Source organism: Empedobacter sp. UBA1574 (genome assembly GCF_002322895.1).
In the GTDB taxonomy this organism is placed as follows: domain Bacteria; phylum Bacteroidota; class Bacteroidia; order Flavobacteriales; family Weeksellaceae; genus Empedobacter; species Empedobacter falsenii_B.
This window is the reverse complement of sequence record NZ_DCOI01000003.1, coordinates 21,145-46,456: the sequence shown is the minus strand read 5'-3', so window position 1 is coordinate 46,456 and position 25,312 is coordinate 21,145. Positions and strand designations below refer to the sequence as shown.

Here is a 25,312-nt window from a genome sequence, read left to right as displayed (position 1 = left end):
AGGATATGACGTACCCACATATAGAAATGGGTTGACAATGGATAGACGCTACCCTGGTACACATTTATCAGGAAGTAATCCATTATACACTATTCTTGCTACAGCAAATGAAGTAATTGAATATATTCCTGAACAACAAATTATTGTTTCTAAAGGAGTTTTAGTTCAAAATCCATAGGATTGAGAAACATTTGTAAAACTAAAATCCGTTCGACTATCGAACGGATTTTTTTATATTTTGATTACTAACTTTCTATTTTTATTGTTTTCAACAATTCTGGTAAAACGGTATTCGTAAATTCTTCTTGGGCTTCGATTAACAAAGGTTTATAATCGTGATAACGATTAGAAAAATGACCTAAAATTAATTTCTTTACATTGGCTTGTTTCGCAATCATTCCAGCTTCTTTTGCAGTTGTATGCCCTGTGTAAACCGCTAAATCTTTCAATTCGTGTAAAAATGTTGATTCGTGATATAACAAATCGACATCTTTTATAATTGGAACAATATCTGGTTTATATTTTGTGTCCGAACAAAACGCGTAACTCAAGGACTTTTGAGCATCAAATGTTAAATAATCATTCGGAATTATTTTTCCAGATTCTAACGTAAAATCTTTTCCATTTTTCAAATTTTGATAATCGCAGATTTCAATTTCTGGAAATTCCTCGATCGTATCCATATTCAATTTTCGAGGTTTTGGCTTTTCTCGAAAAAGATAACCATTTGTATAAACTCGGTGATTTAGCGGAATAGAATAAACTTCAACTTTATCATCTTCAAAAACTAAAACAGATTCTTTTGTATGCAATTCGTTGAAAATAATCTCGAATGAGTTATTAGATTCTGTTAAACGTAATTGTGTTGTAATAAATTCCTCAATTCCTTTCGGACCATGGATATGCAAAGGCATATCGCGACCAAGCAATTGAAGTGTAGAAATTAATCCAATCAATCCAAAAACATGATCGCCGTGCAAATGCGATATAAAAATGTGATTTATTCGGTTGAATTTTGCCTTCGCTTTTCGCAATTGTACTTGTGTTCCTTCTCCGCAATCAATCAAAAAATAGCGTTCTGCGATGTTTAATAATTGAGCGGTCGGATGCGTAAAAGCTGTTGGTAATGCTGAATTAAATCCTAATATTGTTAGTTGTAAACTCAATTTACGTTTAGATTAGTTAAAAAATCGTTTAATTTTTCGACAGCTTTTCCTCGGTGGCTAATTGCATTTTTTTCTTCAGGAGACATTTGTGCAAAAGATTTTGAAAAACCATCAGGAATAAAAATCGGATCGTAGCCAAAACCATTGTCACCCATAATTTCAGTTGCAATAGTTCCATTCACTCGTCCTTCGAAAAAATATTCCTTTCCATCCAAAATTAAACAGAAAATAGAAATAAAATACGCTTTTCGATTTGTTTTTCCTTCCAATTCTTTCAACGCTTTTGCAATATTATCTTCGTCTTTTCCTGTGCCAGCATATCGAGCAGAATATACACCAGGTGCTCCATTTAACGCTTCTATCACTAATCCAGAATCATCTGCAAAGATATTTTTCCCAGTTTTATCGAAAATAGTTTTCGCTTTTAATTGCGCATTTTCTTCGAAAGTTGTACCAGTTTCTTCAATTTCATCAAAGAAATTAATATCAGTCAATGATTTCATCGATAGGTAAGAAGGTAACATTTTTGTAACTTCTTTTACTTTATTGTTGTTATGTGTGGCAAAAATTAATTCCATTTATATTGTTTTTTGTTCTGTTTTTTTGATTAATAAATAGACAGATAAAATTCCGATAAGTGTCATTCCTCCAATTAATAAATAATCTCTTTGCGCAAAAACTTCGCCTTCCATATCGCCCTGCATTAGCATTAACGAGTACGAAAGAGTGTTGTTTAGGAAATGTAATAACATAGGTAAAAACAACGATTTTGTGCGATAATAAACTATTCCAAAAATGATTCCTAAAAGTCCAGCGCCTATAAATTGCCAAGGATTCATATGTGCACATCCAAAAATAAATCCATTGATTAAGATTGCAGTTGTAGGATTTACATTGAAATTTAGCATTCCTTTCAAGATTATTCCTCTGAAAATAATTTCTTCGAAAATTGGAGCCAAAATACAAATCATAATAAATCCAGCGATTTTGTAATCTAACATCATTTCAAAAGAAGCTTGAAAGATTTTATAGATTTCTTCTAAAGGTCCAGTTGTTGGAATTAAACTTGTTGCAACCTCGGCTAAAGGCAAAAGAAATAACCAACAAGCTATTGATAATATGAGCTGAATTGGAGTAAAAGAATGTTTGATATCTTTTAAAATTGATGCAAATTTAGTTTGTGTCAACATCAATAAAATAACAATTGCGCAAACCGTTCCTGTTAAAAATCCTAACGGTAAAAGTAAGTGATTAAGCGGTTTGTAAAAAAGTGCTGGAGCAGAAACAAGTCCGCCAGCAAACTGCATTATAATCACTGCAATTGCGCTATACAAAAGAGCTTTTCCAATACCAAAACTTAGTTTATTTTCTTGCTTAGGAACAAATTCTTCAAATGGAGAGGTGTTATTCATGATGATAAGGTTTACCCTGCAATATACTAAATCCTCGGTAAATTTGCTCAGTCAAAAATAGACGAACCATTTGATGCGTAAATGTCATATTGGATAAAGACATTTTTTTATTTCCACGATTGTAAACAGATTCGTCAAAACCATAAGGACCACCAATCACAAAGACAAGATTTTTGACAGATTGATTCATGTAATTCTGAATATCATCTGCAAATTGCTTCGAAGTAGGTTGTTTTCCTTTTTCATCCAAAATAATAACAAAATCTGTATTGATGATTTTATTCAAAATTTGCTCAGCTTCTTTTTGTTTTTGTTGAATTTCGGACAAATTTTTACGATTTTTGATGTCAGGAATTTCAATTCTTTGATAATTAATGTGCGAAGGCAATCGATTTTCATACTTTTGTAATAGCATTTCGATGGCTTTTTCGTCTGTTTTACCGATACAAATGGTCGTAATATTCATTCAAAATTATTTATTGAGACAAAAATATGCGCATTCTACAAGATTTTAAAACATATACAGGAATAAATTATTTTCGAGATTGGTCGAAAACAAAATTGATGAACAAAAATACGGGCATCACGGTATATGATTTCTTGAAAGTTTTTTGGATTCGCGTCATGAAAGGTAATTTTCCGTTGCGTTCGGCGGCAGTTTCGTGGATTTTATTTTTTAGTATGTTTCCATTTTTGCTTTTTTTGTTTAGTATTTTACCGCATTTGGTTTATTACCAAGAAATAAAAAACTTGCTATTTACACAACTTCTTCCTCAACTTTTACCTAAACATGTGAGCAATGAAGTGATTTCGTATATTGATAAAACGACGGCTGTACAAGGAAAACGTAAAGTGAATTATTTCTTGATTTTGATTACAATTTTTATGTCATCCAACGGAATACAAGGGATTATAAATGGATTTAATGTTTCGTATCAAGATGTTTATGTAAAGCGAAAAAACTCAAAATCGAGAATGATTTCGATAATTTTAACCTTGTTTTTTACAGTTTTTATTGTGTTACAAGTGTTTTTATCTTATTCGACATCAATTATTTGGAAATACTTAACCAACGTTTCATTTTTAAGTAAACTTGGACAATTTTCGTATTTAATCAACTATTTTTCGGTATTTATTTTTTATTTTGTTTCGATGTGTATGTTGTATTATTTCGGACCAAATCACAAAAAATCGCGTAGTACAGTTATTCCAGGGGCATTGTTAACTTCTGTTTTGTTCTTGTTAACTGTGATTGGTTTTAATTCGTATTTAAGTTATTTTACAAATATTGATTTGTTTTATGGATCGCTTGGATTAGTGATGATTATGATGATTTTTGTTTACATCAATGTTATTTTGATGTTAGTTGGTTATGAATTGAATATGTCAATTAATTACACCAAAAATTACGAATACGTTAATCATATTGACAATAATCGATTCATTAATTTGGATAAATTTTAAGGTTCATTTAAAAGATGCCCGCAGGTTTTGCAATAAATAGCACCATCTAGGTGGTAATCATCGCCACAATTGCGACATCTTTGCGTGTTTGTAGGAATATCTTCCTTATGTTTAGCCGCTTTATTCATTTCCATAGTTACAATACTTGTGGGAACAGCAATTACACCATAACCTATAATCATTACAACAGAAGCTAAGAATTGTCCTAAACCAGTGACAGGTGAAATATCACCATAACCTACTGTTGTTAAAGTAACAATTGCCCAATAAATACTAATTGGTATACTTGTGAAACCAGATTCGGGATGATCGTGTTCAACCATATACATAATCGAGCCAATTACAACAACAATTAATACTACAAATGATAAGAAAACGATGATTTTATCTTTACTTTCTTTCAGTCCTAACACCAACACATTTTTCCCACGAGTAAATCGAGTAAGGTTAAAAATTCTGAAAATACGTAGTAATCTTAAAATACGAATACTTGCTAGGTACTTACTTGTAGGTAAAACTAAACCAAGATAAAATGGTAAAATAGACAATAAATCAATAACTCCATAAAAACTAAAAATATATCGCCAACGATTTTTAACGCAATAGATTCTTAATAAATATTCTATAGTAAACAAAAAGGTTAAAATCCATTCTAAAGATACTAAAACTGTATGGTGTCTTGCGTTAATTGCCGGAATAGACTCCAACATAACTAAGCCAACACTCAATAAAATTAAAAGTAATAAAGAGATGTCAAAAAGTTTTCCATAAGGTGTATCAGCTTCAAAAACTATATCGAATATTTTTTGTTTTAGCTTCTTTTCTTCATCAGCTCCCATTCTTTTTAGATAAGGAAATCTACCTTTAAACATTAGTTTATATTTTTGGAATGAGCTAAATTAGGAAAAAATTTTAGTATGAATATTCTATTGACTGGTGGAAGTGGATTAATTGGTTCAGAATTAACAAAGATTTTAATTAAAAATGGACATCAAGTTCGTATTTTGACAAGAGAAAAAGAGATTGAACATCCTTTTTATCATTGGGAGAAAGATACAATTGATGAAAAAGTTTTTGAAAATTTGGATGGAATTATTCATTTGGCTGGAAGCTTAATTGCGAAAAGATGGACAAATTCTTACAAAAAAGAAATTTTTTCGAGTAGAGTTGATACAGCGAATTTACTTTTTGAGTATGTCAAAAAATTGAATATTGATTTGAAATTTTTTATCTCCGCGTCTGGAACTGCTTATTATGGACAAATTACTTCGAACAAAATTTTCAAAGAATCTGATGAACCGAATATTGATTTTTTAGGTAAAGTTTGTGTCGCATGGGAAAATGCTGCTTATCAGTTCGAAAAAATAGGTGCAAGAGTGGTTTGTCTTAGAACTTCTTTTGTTTTGTCTAAAAACGGCGAAGGTTTCAAATTATTAAAAAAACCTATTCAACTTGGTGTAGGAGCAAATCTAGGTAACGGAAAACAATGGATGCCTTGGATACATATTACAGATTTGATACAAATGTATGCGGAAGCTGTAGATAATGATAAAATAAAAGGAAGTTATAACGCATCTTCACCGCAATATATAAATCATTCGGAATTCAATCATACGCTAGCGAGAAAAATGAATAAACCTTTTTTTATTCCTAATATTCCTGCTTTTGTTATGAAATTAGCATTAGGTGAGATGAGTAGTTTAGTCCTAAATGGATCTAGAATTGACGCAACTAAAATTCAAGAAACAGGTTTCAAATTTCAATATCCTACTTTAGAAAAAGCGTTAGAAGAATTGATAGAAAAGTAACGAAAATTTTATTTAGATTATTCTTTATGTATTGTTGTGTATTGTACTTTTGCAGGAATTACAAATTGAAATGAAATTAAAAATTACTTTACTCTTTTTATTTATTGCATTATATACAAATGCGCAATCGAAAGATTTAAAATTCGGAAAAATTTCGGAGCAAGAAATTAACTTAACTCAAGTTCCTTTCGAGAAAAATGCAGATGCTGTTATTCTTTCGGAAGAAGGAAAAATGGATTTAACTTCGTCTAATTATTATTTGACTGTAAAACGAAGAATCAAAATACTGACTGATAAAGGACTTGATGAAGCAAATATACAACTGAATTATTACAGCAAGAATAGAAATGAATCTATAAGCGGAATTAAGGGAGGTACAATTAATATTGTAAATGGAGTAGAGCAAATGACTCCGATTGATGAAAAAGAGATTTTTGATGTTTCTTTAAATGAATTGTATGCTGCAAAACGTTTTACTTTTCCAAATGTAAAAGTTGGTTCTATTATCGAATATACTTATATCAAAAGTAGCGAACACAATTTTTCTATTGATGCGTGGAATTTTCAACATGATATACCAACGCTTTCGAGCAAGTTTCGATTAAATAATCAGGCTTATGGTACATATTCGATTATTACAATTGGTGATGGTTTGAATACAAAGTATAAAGGTAAATCTAGTTCAACGGAATGGTTATTACATAATATCCAAAGTTATAATCAATTAAAATACGTTTATAATCCTGAAGATCAAAGTGAACGAATTAAAATTCAGGCAGCTAATTATCATACAGATGGAGCAAAGAAAACTACGATGAGCGCGTAGATAGATTTGATTCAAGATATAAATGCACAATATGATTTGTATCGAAATCCTTCTGCAATCAGAGATGTTGCGCAAAATATTCCGAATGGAAAAGATGAGGTAGAAACTTTGAAAAATGTGATTGAATATATTGATTCAAATGTAAAATGGAATAGATTTTATGGAATTATTCCAACGCGTTCGAACAAAACTTTATTGAAAGAAAAGTCTGGTTCTACGGCAGATATGAATCTTTTATTGAATGAAATTTTAACAGCTAAAGGTTTCGAAACTTCGATGGTTATGTTTAGTAGTCGTCATCATGGACAAATTTTGTTTTCTTATCCAATTGTCAATCAATTCAATTCTGTTTTAACAGTTGTGAAATTAAATAATGGTGCTTCAAATATTATCTTAGATGCTTCAAAATTAAATAAAGAACAAATCGAATTTGGACCTTTAGATGTGTTTAATTATCATGGAATTGTCATCAAAAAAGGTGAAGCTTCGTTTGTAAAGTTGAATCAAAAATTGTCTTATTACGAATCATCATTAAAGTATGATTTTATGAGTAATGGAAATTTAATTCTTTATCGTAAAGACAAATTCAATGATTATTTTTATGATGATGCTGCAGACGAAGAAAATGTTTTGAATAGATATTTGACTGAATCTTTAGATGTGCGTTTAGACGAAGAAATTAATGATAAAACGGTTTTTGATACTGATTCTTACGTTAAAAATTATAAAGCAAAAGCTGTAATTCCGAATGCTCCATTTTATACATTTATAAATCCTTTGCGCGAATTTCTAAAACAATATACTTTTGAAGATAAAAATCGTCAGCGCAAAATAGAATTTAATTATCCTTATTTGTTTAATATTCAGGTGAAATCTAAAATTCCAGATGGTTACGAAGTGATAATTGATGAAAAATACAAAGCACATCACAAAACTGAGCTTGGTTTAGAGTATTATCAGGAAGCAAAAGTGAAAGATGGACAATTGATACTAGCAATTCAATTTTTATTGCCAGAAGGTGTTTATGAAGCGGATAAATACAATGAATTGAAACAATTTTTTGAGAAAATAAAAACAGAATCTCTGAAAGAAGTTTTAATGAAAAAGAAATAAATAAAATCCCGCACTGAATTTTTCAGTGCGGGATTTTATTTATTATTCAATCACCATCAAATTACAACCTCGCACATCCGAATGATCGAAACGTCCTAAGATTTCAAATTGATTGTGAGTTATTTTTTTACCTAAATCATCAGTTGCAATAAAACTAATCGAATTGTAATTTGCCAAATCAATCACATTCACGCCACCTGTTTTTCCCTCTTCAACATATTGGAAAGGATCTTCGGTTTCTCTGATCAAAATTCGCATCCAATTTGGCGATTTAAACGTCAAATCTCCTCGAGAATAACCTTGCGAAAGCAATTCCGTCATTCCATATTCCGAATGAATTTCATTTGTTCCGAAACCATTTTTCAAAATTGAATGCAATTCTTCGCGCGTAATTTCTTTCTTGCGACCTTTCATTCCGCCAGTTTCCATCACAATTGTGTGCTGCAAATTCATTTTATAATTTTCGACAAAATCTAATAAAGCAAATGAAACACCAATCAAAATTGCTTTCTTGCCCGTTTTTTCGTGCGCAATAAGATTTTCGTACAATTCATCGTGATTATACAAATAGAAACCACTTTTATCGCTACCAGATTTCTCAATCCAATACTCCACCATATCAATCAAAGACGAACCTGTACGCTCCAAATACGAAGGCAAAAGCGCGAAAATAGTATAATCGGGAAGTGGACCATAAAATTGTTCGAAACATTTTTCTAAACTGTAATGATACAATGCCAAATCCGTTACCAAATGTTTACTTGTCGCCATTCCAGTTGTTCCCGAACTTGTAAAAACCTTTTCCACTTCACGATTTCCCGAAATCAATTTAAATTTCTTAAAAAACTGAATCGGTAAAAAAGGAATTTCGTTGGTGTGTTTTACAGTAGAATAATCAACGTTCAAGAAATTTAAGAAGTTTTTGTACACCTCATTTTCTTGCGCTTGATAACGGAAAACTTCCAATGCAACGTTTTGGAAATCTTCTTCGGATTGAATAGAAAAAATTTGCTTTGAATCAAACATTTTGCAAAATTACAAAATAGAGTAGAAGTGAGCGAAGTAATTATATTATTTTATAAATAAAACCGTCAATTCGAGTGAAATTCGTTTAGAATTTTGTGTCGAGAATAAGGTTTTAGAAGATAAAATTCATCTTAATTCTCGATACAATTTTTAGAAATATATTTCTAAAAATCACTCGAATTGACGAATTTTAATTCAAGACAAGTTATTATTTAAAATATTCATCAAAATGATGTTTGAATAAAGTTGACATCGTTTCAGATTCTAAACCATATAAAGTAATTTCAAATTCAAATACGTCATCAGAAATTTCAATTCCAGAAATAGAACTTCCCCAACTTTTTAATTCTTCTTTAAAATCATTATAATAAATTCTAAGATTTGGAATAATCGCTGTGTCTATCAATCTTTCTTTTTCAGAATCATAATTTATATGGATGTTATTTGCTAAACAATAATTTTTGAATAATAAATAAGGAGATTCAATATCTATAAAATTTATTTTGCCATAAACAACTCCCATCGGAACATCTGCAAATTCAAATTCTGTAGTTCCAATAATTTGTTCTTCAAGCTTTATTGTAAATGTAGTAGCCATGCAATAAATTTCTTTAAACTTACAAAAATCTACTGATTTTTTAGCTTAACAATTGTTGCATTGGCTTTGTAAAGATGATCGCCAAGAATTTCGTAATTCTGAATTAGATCTTTGTAGAAAAGCGCACTTGTAGTCAAAAGTTTCTCTTTTTCGATCGTCTTCATTAAATTTGCTTCGGCTTCTTTGTAAATTGTATTAATCGTTTTTTCGATAAACTCCGCTTGTTTGATAGAAACTTCTTCTTGTGTTTCGTTCAAATTTTGATTTAGAATACGCGTTGTTTGATCCAAATTATTTTGAAATTCGACCAAATACGTTCTCATTTTTGGTGTAAAATAACTATTTGTCATTCTACGACGACGATGAATAGAAGAAATCTTAATCGCAATATCGCCCACACTTTCCAGATGATGACAAAGTGTAATTAGTTGATGAATCGCAATTGTATTTTCGTTTGGTAAATCTAAATCAGCAATTTCATTCAAAAATTCATTGACTTCTCTCTCCAATTGATCACCTTCTTTTTCCAGTTCCAAAATTCGTTCACGAAAAACCAAAATCTTTTCTTCATCACTTTCAGTAATCATTCGCCCAAGCGTATAAATCGTTTGTTTCGTTGTAGAAGCGAGTTTCAGAAGTTTTTTGTTGGCTTCATTTTTATATAGGTCAGAATTTGTTCCGAATGGAATTGCATAAAATTCTAATTTATTGTCTGCTGATTTTACAGAGAAATATTTTTTCTGACAATAGAAAGCTATTTTATTGATAAAAGGCGTAAACAAAATGACCCCGACGAAATTACTAATAGTATCAAAAGTAATCAGTTGAACAGCGATATTTGATGAAATTGTTGTTCCAATAAATTTTAAAACAAAATTTGCAATCAACATAAAAATCAACGCAATTACAATATTGAAAAATGTATGAAATGCTGCGACAACTTTCGTGTATTTATCTCCAATTGCGGCAACTAAATGCGCTGTAAAAGTTGTTCCTATATTTGCTCCCAAAACAATCATTGCAGCTAATTCGATAGGTAAACCTTTGCTCGCTAATAAAATTGCAATCGTAATTGATGCTGATGAAAAGTGGACTAAAACCGTTAGTAATATTCCAAATAGAATAAATAACAAATTAGTCAAAAAACCATAATGCGATAATTGCTGAAAGAATTCTTGTAACTTCTGATGACTTTCGATAGAAGGTAAAAAAGTTTTCAGGAAATAAAGCGAAAGAAAAAGTAAGGAAAGCGAAAATAAAATTCCACCTACTTTTCTTTGGTTACGTTTTTTCGATAAATAAAATGGAAAAGCCACCAGTATAAGAGGCAATGCAATTTGTACCAAATCGAATTTCATTCCGAAATAGACCAACCACAATGTAAGCGTAGTTCCGATATTTGCGCCTAATATTAAGCCAAATGCTTTTCGCAAATTAATCAATCCAGCATTTACAAATCCCAATATAAACACACTCGCAGCCGAGGAAGATTGTATAGCTGTTGTAAAAAAAGTACCTGTAACAATTGTCGATAAATTGTTTTTGGTTAATTTGTTTAGAGTGCGTTTAAAATTCGATCCAGATAACGCTTGTAAATTTTCGCTTAATAGTTTTATCGCAAAAATGAACAAAGCAATTGCTCCGAAAAGTTGCAAAATTTGTATGATAAGATGCATTAATGATTAATTGACTACAAAAATAGGGACTCTAATGTAAATAGAATATTATCTTTTTTACTTTTATTGAAAAAAAGTTTAATCTTTTTTTGAATTCTAAAATTCTGATTTTCAAAATTGAAGTAAATTTTTAGAAAAAACTTCTACTTTTTTTTGAAAAAACATTTGCGAGATTCGAAAAACTGCCCTAATATTGCACCACGAAAAAGGAACAATACTTCTTTCGAGAAATGAATATCCTGTTTTCAATTTGAAATATACAAATAATAATATTTTTGCCGATGTAGCTCAGCTGGCTAGAGCAGCTGATTTGTAATCAGCAGGTCGTGGGTTCGAGTCCCTCTATCGGCTCCAAAAAAGTTTATATTTTACTTTTAAAACAAAAATAAAAAATCGCCGATGTAGCTCAGCTGGCTAGAGCAGCTGATTTGTAATCAGCAGGTCGTGGGTTCGAGTCCCTCTATCGGCTCTTCTTTTTTGAAGAATACTTTATTATTAGGCGGGGAGATACTCAAGCGNNCGAATCCTGCTCTCCCCACAATCCATTTTAAATATTTGGAAAAGCAAATCATCAAATCTTTTGATGATTTTTTTATTAATGTGAGCATCAAAAAAAAAGCCCTTTTTAAAGGACTTTTTACTTGATGATGTTCTTAATAATTTCTATTGAATATACATTCGAAATCTTTTCTATAAAACTATTAAAATCTAATGTAGAATGATCGTCGGCATCATCTGATATTGTTCTTATGATGATAAAAGGAATATCAAATTCGTAACAAACTTGTGCTACTGCAGCGCCTTCCATTTCGACACAAAGTATTTCGGGTAAGTTTTGTTGTAATTTTTCTTTCTGAGAATTTGTCGAGAAAAATAAATCTCCAGATCCAATTAAACCAACATGTAGTTGAGGCTGATGAATATTAAATTTATCCAAATCTTTTTCAGAAATCACATTATGCAAATGTTGCTCTTCTAAAATTTCTAAAATAGCTGTTGTCGCAACTTCTAATTGAGAAGAATCAGCCTCAAAATAAGCTTTTCCTAACATTGGGATTTCGTAAGCAGGAAAAAGAGGTTGAGCATTCATATCATGTTGAATCAAACTTTGCCCTAGAACAATATCTCCAATTTTTACATCAGCATGAATTCCACCTGCAACACCTGTAAAAATCAATTCAGAAACGTTAAATTCAAGGATTAAGGTTGTAACCGTAGCAGAGGCAGCAACTTTACCAACACGAGAATAAACGACCACAACTTTTTGATTGTTTAATTTTCCAGTAAAATAACTTCTTCGACCAATTTTATGTTCTTGCTTGTTTGTTAATAAATTGACTACACCGTTTATTTCTTGCGGTATAGCGCCTATTATTCCTATTATTCTTTCGCTCATCTTTCCAATTTGAAAGCGAAGTTACCAATTTATTTTCTGTATTTGTAAACCGAACAATAAATCTCATAAATTAAGATAAATGGCAAACAAATGATAATCAAACATGTATTTAGAAGATTTTTTATCATCTTACAAAAGTAGAGTTTTTTCAGAATATGTTAAAAATCAATTGTGAATTAGTCTTGGCTTGTTGTATTTTTGTAGCATAAAAGTTTGAAATGAAAAAATTATCTATAGCGATTATATGCTGTGCATCAGTAATGCTGATGAATTGTACGAATAAAACAGAAGAAAAACCAGTTGAACAACCTGCTAAATCTGCTGTTACAGTGGAAGAACCAACGGAAATTGTAGAGGGTGTAATTAGAAAATCTGGAGTTGAGTGGACGGCTTATAAAACAACAGAAAAAGTGGCTGTTTCAGGACGTTTTGATGTTGTTTTGGTGAAAGACGCAAAAGAAGATGGAAAATCGCCTCAAGAAGTTTTAGAAGGTGCAAATATTATAGCGACAGTTGCTACATTAAATTCTGATCAAATTGATCGTGATCAAAAATTGAAAGATATTTTGTTTGGAAATATGATTAATACAAGCGAAATCAAAGGTCAATTACATTTCAGAGATGGTAAAACTTTCTTGAATTTAACGTTGAATAATGCTTCTAAAGAATACGAAGTAAAATCAACGTTTGAGAACAATGTTTTTTCAATTGAAACAGATGTTGATTTGATGGATTTTAACACAGGAAAAGCAATAGAAGCTCTTAATCAAGCTTGTTTAGAATTACACAAAGGTGCAGATGGCGTTTCTAAAACATGGAGCGAAGTACACATCAAAGGTCAAGTAGAATTTAGCGATAGTTTCGGTAAATAATTCAAAAAATAAATAATTAATTTTAAGGCTACAATTTTTTGTAGTCTTAATTTTTATAAATAAATCAGTAAAAAATGAATTGGGTAATTTTACTAATTGCAGGATTGTGCGAAGTCGGTTTCGCATCATGTCTTGGAAAAGCAAAAGAAGCAACCGGAAATGACACGTATTTATGGTATGGTGGTTTTTTATTTTTCTTAACGGTGAGCATGGTTTTGTTGGTAAAAGCAACGCAAACATTACCAATCGGAACGGCTTATGCAGTTTGGACAGGAATTGGAGCAGTCGGAACAGTTTTAGTAGGAATTTTTATTTTTAAAGAACCAGCAAGTTTTTGGCGCGTTTTCTTCTTAACGACTTTAATTTGCTCTATTATTGGGTTAAAATTTGTGTCAAATTAACTGAAATTAAAGTGTTGATTTATGGAGAATTTTAATGTTTTTGATCAAGAGGAATTTATTCAGCAAACTGTTGAAAATAAACGTTTGAAAAAAGATTTGATTAAGACGATTTTTATTCAGCATGGTTATTTAATTATTTCTCAAAATGACCAAGAAATTAAACTAAAACAACACGATGTTTTCTTCCCAGAACCTAATAAATCTTACCAAATAATTTCAAAATCATCTGATTTAGAATTGTTGAGTTTAGTTTTAACCAAAAAGATTTTAGATACATCGATTATCGATTTGAGTGGTTATGAATACAACCAATTTTTTGGTGAAGGTAGAATCAATAATTATCATTTCAATGAAATAGAATTTTCTGCTTTAATCGAACTTTTATTGCAATTAAAGTTGCGTTTGCAAGAGAAATTGACCAAATTCGTACGCTATTTACAGTTCAATTTATTTTATGCGATTGTTTACACAACGTTTAGCGAACTTTCGAAACAACAAACAATTATTGTAAGAAAAGGAACGCGAAAAGATGATATTGTAAAGCGTTTTTTGAATGATTTAAATAAGAGTTATACAGAAAACAGAGATGCAAAATATTATGCAGATAAATTGAATATTACAGTACGATATTTAACTGAATGTTGCAAATCAATAACAGGTAGAACGACAAAAGAATTAATCAGTTCTGTTGTGATTCGTGAATCGAAAGTATTGTTGAGTGAAACAACTAAAACAATCTCTGAAATTTCGAATGAGTTAAACTTTTCTGACCAATATTCATTCGGAAATTTTTTCAAAAAACATCTAAAAATTAGTCCAACTCAATTTAGAAAAAGTTTACAATAACTTCCGTTTTGGACATCTTTAGGCTACTTTTCAAACTTTTTTTTATCTCGATTTTTATCATCTTTGTTACTATCAAAAGGGTCACTATAATTTTATAGTAAAACAGAGGTGTTTTTTGATGGCGAAAGCTAACAAAAGTGAGTAGAGTATTACTAAAAGTTTATATCACCTCTGTTTTTTCTAAAATAATGTTTTTAAAATTAATAGTTCCGAAAAAGTTTAAAATAGTTCTAAGTTTACTGATATTTGAAAAGAAGTAATCCAAAAACCTAAAATGATTATTTTGACCATTTGACAAAAAACAAAAAGAGAACCTAAAAAATTAAGTTCTCTTTTTCTATATTTTATAGATATTTAAGTGGAAAATCACCTTTTATTGAAAGGTGATTTTTTTATGCTTTAAATAATTCATTCAAGTTTACTCCACCGAAGTTTCCTGAACTCATCATCAAAAATACTTTATCTTTTTTATCTAAACTTTCGATATAATCTTGCAATTGTTCACCATTTGTAAATACCAAAATAGAATCATCTCCAAAGGCTTTTTTGATATCTTCTGCAGAAATCATTTCCATACGTTTTATTTCTAATGCTTCTGGGCTATACATTACAATTTTGATATCAGTTTTGTCTAAAGCACCTTTGTATTGCACCAAAAACTCAGGATTCAAAGACGAATAGGTGTGGATTTCTAAACATCCTACAACTGTTTTATCTGTATATTGTTCTTTTACTGCATTCGTAACTGAAGTTACTTTACTTGGCGCATGGGCAAAATCTTTATACGCAACAAAATCAGAAGTACGATTAATTAATTCCAAACGTTTAGATGCTCCTTTGAATGATTGAATTGCTTCGTTGAAATCATCATCCATTACACCTAATTGTTTACAAATTGCACGAGCACCTTCTAAATTCATCAAGTTATGATTACCAAAGACTTCTAACGGAATTGGTCCATCTTCTGTTTCGATAAAAGTGATTCCATTTTCGATAAAATGTTCTGGTAAATGATAAGGGAATTTCTTGATTGCTTTCTCCGTTTCTTCTACCACTTTAACAACTTCTTCGTCTGTTTCGTTGTAAATTAAAGCACCTCCATTCACGATAGATTCTACGAATTTTGAGAATTGAGAAGTGTAATCTGCAAACGTTGGAAAAACATTGATATGATCCCAAGCAATACCTGAAATCAACGCAATATTTGGTTGATACAACAAGAATTTTGAACGACGATCTAAGGCAGATGATAAATATTCATCACCTTCCATAATCATAAATTCGTTGTCTTCTGTCAATTTTACCATCACATCAAAACCATCCAATTGCGCACCAACCATATAATCAACATCGATATTATGATAATGCAAAACGTGAAGAATCATTGATGTAATTGTCGTTTTTCCATGCGAACCACCAATTACAACACGCGTTTTATCTTTTGATTGTTCGTACAAATATTCTGGATATGAATAGATTTTTAAACCTAATTCTTGAGCACGTAACATTTCAGGATTATCAGCGTGAGCATGCATTCCCAAAATCACAGCATCTAAATCTGTTGTAATTTTTTCTGGAAACCAACCCATTTCTTCTGGTAAAATTCTACGTTGGTCCAAACGTGTTTTCGAAGGTTCGAAAATTGCGTCGTCAGAACCTGTTACTTGATATCCTTTTTCGTGCAAAGCAATCGCCAAATTGTGCATTGCACTTCCACCAATTGCAATAAAATGAACTTTTTTCATTTTGTATGTTGTATTCTTTTAGTCTTTTTTATTTTCTTCGTCGTAGCCCATTTCTTCGAAATCATCAAACTCTTCGTCGTCTTCATTCAAATAATCATCCAATGATTTTTCACTATTTTCAGCAAGAATTTCGTCCATTGGTCGAACTTTATTAAATTCTGGTGCTTGCTCAATTGCATTCATAATTTTTTTCATGATTGCATCACTCGAATCATTTTCATAATCGATTTCCAAAGGCTCTTTGAATGTCATTGTCGCATTAATTCCACGTTTTTTAATACGCAAACCTTTTTTATCAAAAGCTCTACGAAAACCATCAATTACAACTGGAATTACAATTGGTTTATTTTTCTTGATTAAATGTGCAGTTCCACGACGACCAGGTGCAAACGCAGTTGTAGTCCCTTGCGGAAATGTTACTACCCAACCACTTTGCAACGCAATATCAATATTGTTAATTTCGCTTAAATCTACTTTTCTATTTACATTTTCTCCTTTTGCACGCCACGTTCTTTTTACGGTAACCGCTCCTGTGTAGGCGAATAATTTCGTCAAAAGATTATCTTTCATTGTTTCTTCAGCGGCAACGTAATAAAAGTCAATCTTAGGATTAAGTAAATAAATTGGATTTTTGATGGTATCAATAAAACCATTTTTTACACTACAAAATACATGATACATCGCGAAAACATCAGCAAAATAAGTTTGATGATTCGAAACGAATAATACATTTTGAGCTGGCAAATGAACCAAGTTTTTTGTACCGCTAACTTTTAATTTATTAAAACCATTGTAACGGTTATAAGTAAATGATCCTAATAAGAAAATTAACGTCCTTTTTAGGAAATATAAATGTCCAAATGAATCGCGAAATGCGTTCTTTTTCTTTGCTTTTTGAGACACGAGTTCTTAATTGTTTAAGTTACAAATTTAATACGATTTTTAGATAATCTTTAAATTCTTCTAAAATCATTGCCGTTGCGCCCCAAAGAAATTCATCATCACCAATGTTATAACCAGGAATTTCGACAACTTGACCAGAAAATTCTCTCTCAAAAACTTCGTAATCAGCATTCAAAAAAGCTTCCAAATTTAATGGAACAACGTATTGTACTTCGCGCTCATCTGGATTGAAATGTGGTTCTCCATGATAAATTCCGATGTAAGGATAAACCAAGAAATTACTTGGCGGAATATACATTTCGCTCAATTGTCTTACAATCTCAATGTTTTCGTACTCTACACCAAGTTCTTCCATAGTTTCGCGAATAGCAGTTTCGTCAAAACTAATATCTTGTTCTTCAAATTGTCCACCTGGCAAAGAAAACTGATGCGAATGCGCTCCTTCGTAAGAAACACGCATGGTTACTGGGAATTCAACTTCTCCATCTTCGTTTTGATACAATAAAATCATCACAGACGCACTTCTAGGATTGGTACGTTTTACATATTCTAAATCAAATTTTTGACGATATGGAGGTGAAAGCTTTTGGTGTGATTCCCAACTTGGCAATTCTTCAACACTTTCAGCTAATAAATATTTTAATTCTTCTAAATCTAAATACAAAATGGATTGATTTTTAGGGTAATAAAAAAGAGTGAAATTTTTCCTCACTCTTTTTCAAAGATAATTATTTTCGTTGAAGAAAATTCAACCTTTTCGGTAAGGTTTATTAATTATTTAACTTTTAAGATTTAGCTTAAATATTTCCCATTGTTTGAATGAAAAATTGAATATTTTTGAAATTTAACATTATAAGTTTTAACTTCGTTAGGTCTAAAAATTATAAAAATGTTTAATAAAAAACTTTTTTACGGAATGATGGTTGGATCGTCAATCCTAACCACTTCTTGTAGCGAAAAGTCAACAAATAGTATGTGGAACGATAAAAATCCTTTTTTTGAAGTGAGCACTTTGCCTTATCAAACTGCTGATTTTTCGAAAATTAAAAACGAAGATTTCAAACCTGCTTTGTTGCAAGGAATGACTGAACAATTAGTCGAAATCAATAAAATTGCGAATAATTCTGAAGCACCAACTTTCGAAAATACATTAGTTGAGATGGAAAAATCGGGTCAATTATTAACACGAGTTAATCATGTTTTTGGATTATTGACTGGAGCAAATACAAACGAAACGTTGCAAGCAGTTGAGGAGGAAATGTCGCCTAAATTTGCGGCTCATAGCGATGCCATTTATTTGAATGATAAATTATTTCAACGTGTAAAAACTTTACATGACAATAAAAAATCATTGAATTTAGATAAAGAGTCATCTCGTTTGTTAGATGTATATTATCAACGATTTGAATTGGCTGGCGCAAATTTATCTGCTGCACAAAAAGATGAATTGAAAAAATTGAATGGAGAAATCGCTTCTTTAGAAACTAAATTCTCCAATCAATTATTAAAAGGAACAAAATCTGGTGGCGTTACTTTTACGAAAGAAGAATTAGCTGGTTTGAGTGATGCTGATTTAGAGGCTTTCAAACAAGCTGATGGTACATATTTAATCAGTTTATTGAATACAACGCAACAACCTGAATTACAAAATATGACCAATGCAGTTTCAAGAAAAAAATTATTTGATGCAGCTTGGATTAGAACAGAGAAAAAAGACGAAAATGATACACGTTATACAATTTTAACTTTGGTTAAAAAACGTGCGGAGAAAGCTAAATTATTAGGTTTTGCAAATTATGCAGAATGGAATTTGCAAGATCAAATGGCGCAAAATCCTACAGCAGCAAAAGGAATTTTAAATCAAATGATTCCGGCAGCAACTGCAATGGCACAAAAAGATGCAAAAGAATTTGAAGCCTTAGCGAAGAAAGAAAATCCAGCAAATACATTAACAGCTGCGGATTGGAACTATTATGCGGAGAAAGTTCGTAAAGAGAAATATGATATCGACGAAAATGAAATGAAACCTTATTTCGTTTTAGATTCAGTTGTAGAGAATGGAATTTTCTTTATGGCGAAAGAATTGTACGGAATTTCATTCAAAAAACGTACAGATATACCAACTTGGCATGAAGATGTAAAAGTGTACGAATTGTTTAATGAAGATGGTTCGCAATTGGGATTATTTTATACAGATTATTTCAAAAGAGATTCTAAACAAGGGGGAGCTTGGATGAGTAATATCGTGGAGCAATCGCACTTATTTGGCACAAAACCTGTTATTTATAATGTCGGAAACTACACAAAACCTGCAAATGGTCAACCTGCATTGATTTCGTATGATGATGTGGTAACAACTTTCCACGAATTTGGACATGCATTGCACGGTTTCTTTGCGAATCAAAAATATCCAACTTTATCTGGAACAAATGTTTCAAGAGATTTTGTAGAGTTTCCATCTCAATTTCACGAGCATTATGTAACGGAGCCATCTATCCTAAAAAATTATGCAAAGCATTATCAAACAGGAGCTGCGATTCCTGATGTGTTGGTAGAAAAAATGAAAAAAGCATCTAACTTTAACAAAGGTTATACGTTAACAGAATTACTTTCTGCTGCGGCTTTAGATTTATCTTGGCACACTGTTTCTGTCGATAAAACAATCACAAGCGTAGACGATTTTGAGAAACAAGCCTTAATTGATAATAAAACAAATTTACCACAAGTTCCGCCTCGTTACCGTTCTTCTTATTTTAGCCATATTTTTGGTGGAGGATATGCAGCGGGATATTTTGCATATATCTGGGCAGAAATGTTAGACCATGATGCCTACGAATGGACAATAGAAAATGGAGGAATGTCACGTAAAAATGGTCAAATTTTGAGAGATAAAGTATTTTCTCAAGGGAATTCGGATGATTTGAATGTGATTTACAAAAATTTTAGAGGTAAAAATCCTTCAATTGAACCAATGTTGAAATACCACGGATTGAAATAATTATTCTAAAATATTAACAACTTAAAAATCCAAGACATAGTTCTTGGATTTTTTTCGTTTTATGAATAAATTTGCAACTATTAAAACAAGTATAAATGGGAAGAGCATTTGAATTTAGAAAAGGACGTAAATTAAAACGTTGGGCAGCAATGTCTAAAGCGTTTACTAAAATTGGGAAGGATATCGTAATGGCAGTAAAAGCAGGAGGACCTGATCCGCATTCAAATTCTCATCTTCGCGCGGTAATTCAGAATGCGAAGGCTGTAAATATGCCTAAAGATAATATCGAACGCGCAATCAAAAAAGCATCTGATAAAAATACAGAAAACTATAAGGAAGTTATTTTTGAAGGTTATGGACCTCACGGAATTGCCGTTTTAGTTGAAACTTCTACAAATAACAACAATCGTACAGTAGCTAACGTTCGTTCTTATTTCAGTAAATGTAATGGACAATTAGGAACGCAAGGTTCTGTTGAATTTATGTTTGATCATATCTGTAATTTCAAGATTCAAAAACCTGAAAATCTAGATTTAGAGGAATTAGAATTTGAAATGATTGACTTTGGAGTAGAGGAGATTTTTGAGGATGAAGATGGAATTGTATTAATTGCACCTTTTGAGAATTACGGAACAATCTTCAAATCTTTGGAAGAAAGTGGATATGAAATTATTTCATCAGAATTTGAAAGAATTCCACAAACAACAAAAGAATTAACAGAAGAACAAAAAGCTGACATCGAAAAATTGTTAGAGAAATTTGATGAAGATGAGGACGTAAATAACGTTTATCATACGATGAAAGAAGACGAAGAAGAGGAAGAATAATCTTTTTTGAAAAGAATAATATGAAAACCGTTTAATTTATTTTAAACGGTTTTTTTTATCTTTAACTATAATTGAATTTTTGAGAATGATAAAAATTTTTACTTTACTTGGTTTGATATTGCAATTTCTTGCATTTTGGATGGCTGCGCCAGAAATTCTTGGAGCTGATTGGTTAAGTAAAACCGAAGAAATGATTCGGAAAGCAATTAATCAGTTGCCACAATTAATATTAGCTGTATTAGGAATGGCGATGGGAGTGATGTTTTATCATTCGATGAGTTCTTTTTTTGTATTTGTCGTTGTTATAATGATTATAATTTTATTATTGATTTTCTATAAAAAAGTAGAAAAGCTTTTGGACGAAAAAATCTCGAAACCATTGGTCAATAAATTAATCTTGAATGAAACTTTTCGTTTTACTTTATTGAAGTTTGCCGCTTTGTTTTTTACGCTTGGTTTTCTTATTCAGATAGCTTTGGTCGTTATTGTATAATTTTTTTTAAAATATTTATTTGATACTGAATAAACTATGTTTTTGTATTAAAAAAACTTTAAATTAAGGTTTGCAAATTCGAAAAAGCGTTCTATATTTGCACTCGCAATACCGCAGTAGACTGCGTTATTGGAGAGTTGGCAGAGTGGTCGAATGCGGCAGTCTTGAAAACTGTTGAGGGTCACACCTCCGGGGGTTCGAATCCCTCACTCTCCGCTGAAAGCTTGAACATTTGTTCAAGCTTTTTTTTGTTTTATAAAATTTTAATCAAAATAAAAGGCCAGATTAATCTGACCTTATAATAGAAGTATTTATTTTTCTAAATCTTTATATACTTTTCGAATAATTCCGTCCGAAAGTCCAATTTTCGGAACATGAATTTTCTTTGCATGCGACCATTTTAGTACATTACTATAAATTTCTAATGCATAAACCACTACATCAGCACGGTCGGGTTTCATATTGAAATTCTGCATACGTTCTTCAGCAGTCATCGTTTGTAAAATTTGATAATGTTTTTTGACATAAACACTACTCAAAGGCATTCCCAGTTTTACGCCTGAATATTTGTATACATGGTTAATATTTCCACCAGAACCAATTAATTCGACTTCATCATCACCAATGTTTTCGTGAATCCATTGTTTCATTTCGTTAAAAGTATTTGGTGAAACTTTATTTTCCAACAAACGTACAGTTCCTACTTCAAAAGATTTTGACGTAAAAACCTTATTATCTTTTAATAATGTTAATTCGGTACTACCACCACCAACATCTACATACAAATAGATTTTTTCGTCTTGTATAAAATCACCTAATTCTGTATTAAAAAGTAATTCAGCTTCGGTTTTTCCATCTATAATCTCGATGTTAATTCCAGATTTTTTAATCACCTTTTTTACAACATCTTTTCCATTTTTGGCTTCGCGCATGGCAGAAGTTGCATAAGCTTTATAGATTTCAATATCATAAACCTTCATCATCAATGCATAAGACAACATAGCATCGCAGATACGATCTATATTTGTTTCGGAAATTTGTCCATCAATAAAAACATCGTGTCCCAAACGAATAGGCATTCTCACAATACTGGTTTTATTAAAAATTGGCGCACGACCTTCTTCTTCGTAAACATAATTAATCAACAATCGCATGGCGTTAGATCCAATATCTATTGCTCCTAATTTTCTAATCTTCATTTTCTTGTTCGTTTAATTTTTTAAAATATTCGTAGGTCGTAAACTGAGAGCGGTTTGGTTTTTTATTGTTTCGTTTGTATTCTAAAGAAGATTCAGCCGTTATTTGGCGACCTTTTACGTTATCTTCAAAACTCAAATTAAACGTATCCATAACTATTTTTTTGAATTTATGATCGTAAATCGGACACGCTACTTCCACACGATTATCCAAATTACGTTCCATCATATCTGCAGAGGAAATATAAACTTTGTCATCGCCTGCATTTTTAAACCAATACACACGCGGATGTTCCAAAAATTTATCAATAACGCTGACACATTCAATATTTTCGGAAAGATTTTTAACTCCAGGAATCAAACAATTAATTCCACGCACAACCAAACGGACTTTTACTCCTTTTTGAGAAGCTTTATACAATAAATCAATGATTTGTTTATCGCTTAAACTGTTTAATTTCATGTTGATCTCCGCAGGTAAACCAGCTTGATGATTTTTGATTTCTCGTTTAATCATCTTGACAATTTTTTTACGTGTTCCATAAGGTGAAACCAATAAATGATTGTACGTTAAGTTCAAATAATTAGCTCCGAAAAATTTAAAAATCTGTTCAACATCCTTTGTTATTCCCGGATTGGTTGTGAAATACGTATAATCTGTATAAATTTTTGCTGTTCCTGCATGAAAATTTCCTGTGCTAATAAACACATATTTCTGCGCCAACATTCCTTCTGGTTTACGTTCGATATAACCAATTTTCGAATGTACTTTCAACCCCGGAACCCCAAAAATAACATTCACACCAGCTTCTTGCAATTTTTTCGACCACATCGCATTATTCGATTCATCAAATCGCGCACGAAGTTCCAAAACAGCTGTTACTTCTTTTCCATTCATCGCTGCGTTTATCAACGAATGCATCACTTGCGAATCCTTTGCAACACGATAAATTGTAATTTTTATTTTGGTTACTTTAGGATCAATTGCAGCTTCTCGAAGAAATTTTAACAACAAAGAATAATCGTGATAAGGCGCCATCATCATTTCCTCATTTTCCGTAAAAGCCTGAAAATAACTGTTATATTCAAAAGGTTTTTTCTGAATAATTGGTTTTATTTTTTCGTACGTTAAATTTGGAATGTCAAAGCTTGGAAAGCTCATCAAATCTCGTTTGTTGTGATATTTTCCTCCCGGATTGATACTATCATATTCATCTAATCGTAATTTTTTCAAGAAAAATTTCAACGTATCTGGTGCAATTTCATCATCATAAACTAATCGGACAGGAACACCTTTTTTACGATTTTCTAAACTATTGATGACTTTTTCTAATAAACTATGTTCTAAATCGTTATCAAAATCAAGTTCGCTATCTCGTGTAATTTTGATGGAATGTGCTTCAATTGTTTCGAAATCAAACATTTTGAAAATATCTTTCAAATGAAAACGAATAATGTCTTCCAAATACATGACATACGTATTTTGATCATACTTTGGAAGCACAATAAAACGCGAAAATAAATGCGTTGGAACAATCAAAAGTGCATATTGAACTTTGTCTTTTAATTGCATTTTCACCGCTAAATAGAACGATCCATCGCGTAAAGGCGGTGCTTTTTTAATATCATCTAAAATAAAAACTCCAACCGTATGAATAAATTCGTTGTAAAAATATTCGGAAATAAATTCTAAATAATTCTCAGGAATCGATGTATCATCTATCACAAAAATATTGTGATTCTCTAATTCTTTGAATAATTGATTATGCAAATCATCGTACTGGACTCGCTGCTGACGCACAATTTCATTGATTTCATCGATCAATTCTTCGTCCGTTTGATCTGGTACAATATTTTGATAAACAATTTCTACATCTTTGAACTGTATCGAGCGCAAAATTGTAGAATATCGAACCGAATAAAATTCATCTAAATTGTTCGAATAAATTCCTAAAAAACGAATTCGTTCTAACAACGGAACTGTTTCGTCAGAAGCCTCTTGCAACACGCGCGCATTGAAAGAAAGCCAACTGATTTCGCGGTTTATATATTTTTTCATTTAATTTCTTTAGGTAAAATTATTTTTATAGTTTTTCCTTTTTGAATCGATTTCCAATTATCAGAATCAAACTGTATCCAGACAAATCCAGAAGTCGAAAGATTGTAAATCATTTCATTTCCTAACTGATTGGTAATATCTGTAAACGCAGGATTATGTCCAAAAATAAGAACATTTTGCAATTCATTATCCAAATTTCTAATCCATTTGTCTAATAAATAATGCGAAAAAGTATACAAATCATCTTCGATATGAATGGTTTGATTAGGAAATAAAATAGGTTTGACAAGTAGAGAAGTTTCTTTTGCTCGAACTGCTTTGCTCGAAAATATTTGATCAAATTTCAATTCAAAATTTTGATGAATATAATTTGCTACTTTCTTCGTTTTGAATTCACCAATCTCTGTGATAGAACGAAATTGATCTGAAACATTTTCGTTCCATTTACTTTTTGCATGACGCATTAAAAACAAATTTTTCATAACGC

At 31.1% G+C, this 25,312-nt stretch carries 25 protein-coding genes and 3 tRNA genes; 13 read left to right on the top strand and 15 right to left on the bottom strand.

What is annotated here, in order from left to right; translation table 11 throughout:
* Window positions 1-245 precede the first annotated feature (245 nt).
* The 4 genes from B3578_RS01235 to rlmH are packed head-to-tail and all read right to left on the bottom strand — an operon-like array spanning window position 246 to window position 3,044.
* A complete protein-coding gene (locus B3578_RS01235) occupies window positions 246-1,166 on the bottom strand; it encodes a ribonuclease Z (protein WP_219034751.1) in 921 nt (306 codons plus the stop codon).
* Complete coding sequence (gene rdgB / locus B3578_RS01230) at window positions 1,163-1,744, bottom strand: RdgB/HAM1 family non-canonical purine NTP pyrophosphatase (RefSeq protein ID WP_219034752.1); 582 nt, start codon at window positions 1,742-1,744, stop codon at window positions 1,163-1,165. Before rdgB ends, B3578_RS01235 begins: the two co-directional genes overlap by 4 nt.
* A complete protein-coding gene (locus B3578_RS01225) occupies window positions 1,745-2,578 on the bottom strand; it encodes a CPBP family intramembrane glutamic endopeptidase (RefSeq protein WP_219034753.1) in 834 nt (277 codons plus the stop codon).
* Window positions 2,571-3,044: a 23S rRNA (pseudouridine(1915)-N(3))-methyltransferase RlmH gene (gene rlmH, locus B3578_RS01220; protein ID WP_115001348.1), complete on the bottom strand. Its 474-nt coding sequence runs from the start codon at window positions 3,042-3,044 to the stop codon at window positions 2,571-2,573. The genes B3578_RS01225 and rlmH overlap by 8 nt, the downstream gene beginning before the upstream one ends.
* Window positions 3,045-3,070: 26 nt before the next feature.
* Here rlmH and B3578_RS01215 point away from each other — a divergent pair, with 26 nt between their 5' ends.
* Window positions 3,071-4,042, top strand: a complete 972-nt coding sequence (locus tag B3578_RS01215; RefSeq protein ID WP_219034754.1) for a YihY/virulence factor BrkB family protein — start codon at window positions 3,071-3,073, stop codon at window positions 4,040-4,042.
* Here the strand turns inward: B3578_RS01215 and B3578_RS01210 are convergent.
* The gene (locus B3578_RS01210) at window positions 4,039-4,914 is read right to left on the bottom strand and encodes an ion transporter (RefSeq protein WP_286495960.1); all 876 of its coding nucleotides are present in this window, start codon (window positions 4,912-4,914) and stop codon (window positions 4,039-4,041) included. The two genes, B3578_RS01215 and B3578_RS01210, sit on opposite strands and share 4 nt — an antisense overlap.
* A gap of 45 nt (window positions 4,915-4,959) precedes the next feature.
* On the opposite strand from B3578_RS01210, the gene B3578_RS01205 reads away from it, so the two are divergent.
* The 3 genes from B3578_RS01205 to B3578_RS01195 all read left to right on the top strand — a co-directional run bounded on the left by B3578_RS01205 (window position 4,960) and on the right by B3578_RS01195 (window position 7,789).
* A complete protein-coding gene (locus B3578_RS01205; RefSeq protein ID WP_221856027.1) occupies window positions 4,960-5,850 on the top strand; it encodes a TIGR01777 family oxidoreductase in 891 nt (296 codons plus the stop codon).
* Between the two features lie 70 nt (window positions 5,851-5,920).
* Complete coding sequence (locus B3578_RS01200; protein ID WP_125348827.1) at window positions 5,921-6,676, top strand: DUF3857 domain-containing protein; 756 nt, start codon at window positions 5,921-5,923, stop codon at window positions 6,674-6,676.
* A gap of 6 nt (window positions 6,677-6,682) precedes the next feature.
* Window positions 6,683-7,789 carry a hypothetical protein gene (locus B3578_RS01195; RefSeq protein WP_219034758.1) on the top strand — a complete coding sequence of 369 codons (1,107 nt, stop codon included), beginning with the start codon at window positions 6,683-6,685 and terminating at the stop codon, window positions 7,787-7,789.
* A 42-nt stretch (window positions 7,790-7,831) separates the two neighbouring features.
* Here B3578_RS01195 and B3578_RS01190 read toward each other — a convergent pair whose 3' ends face one another.
* From B3578_RS01190 to B3578_RS01180, 3 genes are all read right to left on the bottom strand, one after another.
* Entirely contained in the window at window positions 7,832-8,815 is a 984-nt protein-coding gene (locus B3578_RS01190; RefSeq protein WP_286495957.1) for an acyl transferase, read from the bottom strand.
* Window positions 8,816-9,023: 208 nt separating this feature from the next.
* Window positions 9,024-9,413 (bottom strand): hypothetical protein, encoded by a 390-nt coding sequence (locus B3578_RS01185; protein WP_115001331.1) that lies wholly within the window; start codon window positions 9,411-9,413, stop codon window positions 9,024-9,026.
* Window positions 9,414-9,442: 29 nt separating this feature from the next.
* Window positions 9,443-11,089, bottom strand: coding sequence for a Na/Pi cotransporter family protein (locus B3578_RS01180; RefSeq protein WP_219034760.1), 1,647 nt, complete (start codon window positions 11,087-11,089; stop codon window positions 9,443-9,445).
* Between the two features lie 277 nt (window positions 11,090-11,366).
* Between B3578_RS01180 and B3578_RS01175 the strand changes: the two genes are divergently transcribed.
* Both B3578_RS01175 and B3578_RS01170 read left to right on the top strand, forming a co-directional pair.
* Window positions 11,367-11,443: transfer RNA gene (locus B3578_RS01175), tRNA-Thr, on the top strand.
* Between the two features lie 41 nt (window positions 11,444-11,484).
* Window positions 11,485-11,558: transfer RNA gene (locus B3578_RS01170), tRNA-Thr, on the top strand.
* Window positions 11,559-11,726: 168 nt separating this feature from the next.
* Here the strand turns inward: B3578_RS01170 and B3578_RS01165 are convergent.
* On the bottom strand, window positions 11,727-12,485 hold the full coding sequence (locus B3578_RS01165; protein ID WP_219034761.1) for a 5'-methylthioadenosine/adenosylhomocysteine nucleosidase: 759 nt from the start codon (window positions 12,483-12,485) through the stop codon (window positions 11,727-11,729).
* Between the two features lie 218 nt (window positions 12,486-12,703).
* On the opposite strand from B3578_RS01165, the gene B3578_RS01160 reads away from it, so the two are divergent.
* The 3 genes from B3578_RS01160 (at window position 12,704) to B3578_RS01150 (ending at window position 14,604) form a co-directional block, all read left to right on the top strand.
* Window positions 12,704-13,357 carry a hypothetical protein gene (locus tag B3578_RS01160; RefSeq protein WP_291046464.1) on the top strand — a complete coding sequence of 218 codons (654 nt, stop codon included), beginning with the start codon at window positions 12,704-12,706 and terminating at the stop codon, window positions 13,355-13,357.
* A gap of 74 nt (window positions 13,358-13,431) precedes the next feature.
* Window positions 13,432-13,758, top strand: coding sequence for a DMT family transporter (locus B3578_RS01155; protein WP_038334569.1), 327 nt, complete (start codon window positions 13,432-13,434; stop codon window positions 13,756-13,758).
* Between the two features lie 21 nt (window positions 13,759-13,779).
* Window positions 13,780-14,604 carry a helix-turn-helix domain-containing protein gene (locus B3578_RS01150; protein ID WP_291046460.1) on the top strand — a complete coding sequence of 275 codons (825 nt, stop codon included), beginning with the start codon at window positions 13,780-13,782 and terminating at the stop codon, window positions 14,602-14,604.
* A 392-nt stretch (window positions 14,605-14,996) separates the two neighbouring features.
* Here the strand turns inward: B3578_RS01150 and B3578_RS01145 are convergent, their stop codons facing one another.
* Genes B3578_RS01145 through B3578_RS01135 form a run of 3 tightly spaced genes read right to left on the bottom strand, consistent with a single transcriptional unit; the run spans window position 14,997 to window position 17,916 of the window.
* A complete protein-coding gene (locus B3578_RS01145; protein ID WP_291046456.1) occupies window positions 14,997-16,349 on the bottom strand; it encodes a UDP-N-acetylmuramate--L-alanine ligase in 1,353 nt (450 codons plus the stop codon).
* An 18-nt stretch (window positions 16,350-16,367) separates the two neighbouring features.
* On the bottom strand, window positions 16,368-17,252 hold the full coding sequence (locus B3578_RS01140; protein ID WP_038334575.1) for a lysophospholipid acyltransferase family protein: 885 nt from the start codon (window positions 17,250-17,252) through the stop codon (window positions 16,368-16,370).
* 19 nt (window positions 17,253-17,271) lie between these two features.
* Window positions 17,272-17,916, bottom strand: a complete 645-nt coding sequence (locus tag B3578_RS01135; protein ID WP_115001319.1) for an NUDIX hydrolase — start codon at window positions 17,914-17,916, stop codon at window positions 17,272-17,274.
* Window positions 17,917-18,141: 225 nt separating this feature from the next.
* Here B3578_RS01135 and B3578_RS01130 point away from each other — a divergent pair, with 225 nt between their 5' ends.
* From B3578_RS01130 to B3578_RS01115, 4 genes are all read left to right on the top strand, one after another.
* On the top strand, window positions 18,142-20,250 hold the full coding sequence (locus B3578_RS01130; RefSeq protein WP_219034767.1) for a M3 family metallopeptidase: 2,109 nt from the start codon (window positions 18,142-18,144) through the stop codon (window positions 20,248-20,250).
* Window positions 20,251-20,345: 95 nt separating this feature from the next.
* On the top strand, window positions 20,346-21,077 hold the full coding sequence (locus B3578_RS01125; RefSeq protein WP_219034768.1) for a YebC/PmpR family DNA-binding transcriptional regulator: 732 nt from the start codon (window positions 20,346-20,348) through the stop codon (window positions 21,075-21,077).
* Window positions 21,078-21,162: 85 nt separating this feature from the next.
* Window positions 21,163-21,570, top strand: coding sequence for a hypothetical protein (locus tag B3578_RS01120; protein WP_219034769.1), 408 nt, complete (start codon window positions 21,163-21,165; stop codon window positions 21,568-21,570).
* 131 nt (window positions 21,571-21,701) lie between these two features.
* Window positions 21,702-21,786, top strand: a tRNA-Ser gene (locus B3578_RS01115).
* Between the two features lie 95 nt (window positions 21,787-21,881).
* Here the strand turns inward: B3578_RS01115 and B3578_RS01110 are convergent.
* Genes B3578_RS01110 through B3578_RS01100 form a run of 3 tightly spaced genes read right to left on the bottom strand, consistent with a single transcriptional unit; the run spans window position 21,882 to window position 25,307 of the window.
* A complete protein-coding gene (locus B3578_RS01110; RefSeq protein WP_219034770.1) occupies window positions 21,882-22,769 on the bottom strand; it encodes a Ppx/GppA phosphatase family protein in 888 nt (295 codons plus the stop codon).
* Entirely contained in the window at window positions 22,759-24,825 is a 2,067-nt protein-coding gene (ppk1, locus tag B3578_RS01105) for a polyphosphate kinase 1 (RefSeq protein ID WP_291046442.1), read from the bottom strand. Before ppk1 ends, B3578_RS01110 begins: the two co-directional genes overlap by 11 nt.
* Entirely contained in the window at window positions 24,822-25,307 is a 486-nt protein-coding gene (locus B3578_RS01100) for a SixA phosphatase family protein (RefSeq protein WP_038336593.1), read from the bottom strand. The genes ppk1 and B3578_RS01100 overlap by 4 nt, the downstream gene beginning before the upstream one ends.
* Window positions 25,308-25,312 lie beyond the last annotated feature (5 nt).